The sequence below is a fragment of the Arthrobacter sp. Y3223164 genome, assembly GCF_059091005.1.
In genome coordinates this window covers 1-2,413 of record NZ_JBNHGF010000406.1, presented here as the reverse complement: position 1 = coordinate 2,413, position 2,413 = coordinate 1, and the positions used below count along the sequence as shown (strand labels likewise).

Sequence of the window (2,413 nt, the reverse complement as noted above, 5' to 3'; positions counted from 1 at the left end):
GGCGTCCAGCAGTGCGGCCCTCCGGGTGGCCTTGGCCAGGCTGCGGCCGGTCTGGCGCGTCACGGCGGCGGCATGCGGTGCTGGGGGCATGGATCGGTTCCTTCGAGAAGGTGCCGAATAAGTGCTGGACAAGACACTTAACGGCCACTAGCCTGATTTCAGTTAGTACAGACTAACCAAAATGCGTCCTTCAGGCCAGTCGCCCCCAGCGGGCGGCGGGCGTGGGCGCGCGACGGCTTCGGCCAGGAAGGTGTCGATGGAGACACTGGCTTCCCGGGTGGACACTACCAGTGACAGTTTCCGGGCCAACGACGAGCAGCAGCGCCGGCTGGCTGCCGAACTGCACGCCCGCCTGGCCTCGGTGGCGGCGGGCGGGCCGGAGGGCTCACGCCGGCGCCACCTGGAGCGGGGCAAGCTGTTGCCGCGGGACAGGGTCGACACGCTGCTGGACGAGGGCAGCCCGTTCCTGGAAATCGCGCCGCTGGCCGCAGAGGGAATGTACGACGGCGATTCGCCGGGGGCGGGGATGATCGCCGGCATCGGCCTGGTGCACGGCCGCCACGTGCTGGTGGTCTGCAACGATGCGACCGTCAAGGGCGGCACCTACTATCCGATGACGGTTAAGAAACACCTGCGCGCCCAGGAGGTGGCGCTGGAGAACAACCTGCCGTGCATCTACCTCGTGGACTCCGGCGGCGCGTTCCTCCCCAAGCAGGACGACGTCTTCCCGGACCGCGAGCACTTCGGCCGCATCTTCTACAACCAGGCGCGGATGTCGGCGGCTAAAATCCCGCAGATCGCCGCGGTGCTCGGTTCCTGCACGGCCGGCGGCGCCTACGTTCCGGCGATGAGCGACGAAACCGTGATCGTCCGCGGCCAGGGCACCATCTTCCTGGGCGGCCCGCCGCTGGTGAAGGCGGCCATCGGCGAAGTTGTCACCGCGGAGGAACTCGGCGGCGGCGAACTGCATGCGCGGACCTCGGGGGTGACCGACCACCTGGCCGAGAACGATGTGCACGCGCTGGAGATTGTCCGCGACATCGTGGCCACGCTCCCGTGCTGGACACCGGCCTGGGAGACGGCGCCCGTGGAGGCCCCGGCGGCCGAACCGCAGGAAATTTACGGAGCCGTTCCGGTGGACGTCAACGCCGCCTACGACGTCCGCGAGGTCATCGCCCGGTTGGTGGACGGCAGCCGCTTCCACGAGTTCAAGCGGGAGTACGGCACCACGCTGGTCACCGGGTTCGCCCGGCTCCACGGGCATCAGGTGGGCATCGTGGCGAACAACGGGGTGCTCTTTTCCGAATCTGCCCTCAAGGGCGCGCACTTCATTGAACTCTGCGACCAGCGCGGCATCCCGCTGGTTTTCCTGCAGAACCTTTCCGGCTTCATGGTGGGCCGCGACTACGAGGCCGGCGGCATCGCCAAGCACGGCGCCAAGATGGTGACGGCCGTCGCGACCGCCCGGGTGCCGAAGCTGACCGTGGTGATCGGCGGGTCCTTCGGCGCCGGCAACTATTCCATGTGCGGCCGCGCCTACTCGCCGCGCTTCCTCTGGATGTGGCCGGCCGCTCGCATTTCGGTGATGGGCGGCAACCAGGCCTCCTCCGTCCTGGCCACCGTCAAACGGGACCAGTTGGAGGCCCGCGGGGAGGAGTGGAGTGCCGAGGCCGAGGAGGCGTTCAAGGCCCCCATCCGGGAGCAGTACGAAGCGCAGGGCAACCCGTATTACTCCACCGCCCGGCTCTGGGACGACGGGATCATCGACCCGGCGCAGACCCGGACCGTGCTCGGCCTCGCCCTTGACGTCTGCGCCAACAGTCCCTTGCCCGAGACCGCCTTCGGCCTGTTCAGGATGTGATCGAAAGTGTTTGAAACCGTCCTGGTGGCCAACCGCGGCGAAATCGCCTGCCGGGTCATCCGCACGCTGCGCGCCATGGGCATCCGGGCCGCGGCCGTCTATTCGGATGCCGACGCCGGGGCCCGCCACGTGCGCGAGGCGGACATCGCGGTGCGGATCGGGCCCGCCCCGGCCACCGAGAGCTACCTGCGCATCGACGCGGTGATTGAAGCCTGCAAGGCCACGGGCGCCGAGGCCGTCCACCCCGGCTACGGCTTCCTCAGCGAGAACGTGGCGTTCGCCCAGGCGCTGGAGGCGGCCGGCATCGTGTTCATCGGACCCAACGTGGGGGCGATCGGGATCATGGGGGACAAGATCCGCTCCAAGAACCACGTGGCATCGCATGGGGTCCCGGTCATTCCCGGGATCGCGGAACCGGGGCTGGACGACGACGGGTTGGTCCGGGCCGCCGAAGAGGTCGGCTACCCGCTGTTGATCAAGCCGTCGGCCGGCGGCGGCGGCAAGGGGATGATGGCCGTGCAGCGGCCCGAGGAACTGCGCGCCGCGCTCGCC

General features: G+C 69.0%; 2 protein-coding genes. Both read left to right on the top strand.

All coding sequences use genetic code 11. From position 1 onward, the window contains the following. Positions 1-256: 256 nt before the first annotated feature. Positions 257-1,861, top strand: a complete 1,605-nt coding sequence (locus AC5RUJ_RS14680) for a carboxyl transferase domain-containing protein (RefSeq protein WP_494128276.1) — start codon at positions 257-259, stop codon at positions 1,859-1,861. A gap of 6 nt (positions 1,862-1,867) precedes the next feature. After that, a partial coding sequence (locus tag AC5RUJ_RS14675; protein WP_494156087.1) for a biotin carboxylase N-terminal domain-containing protein occupies positions 1,868-2,413 on the top strand: 546 nt, incomplete at its 3' end.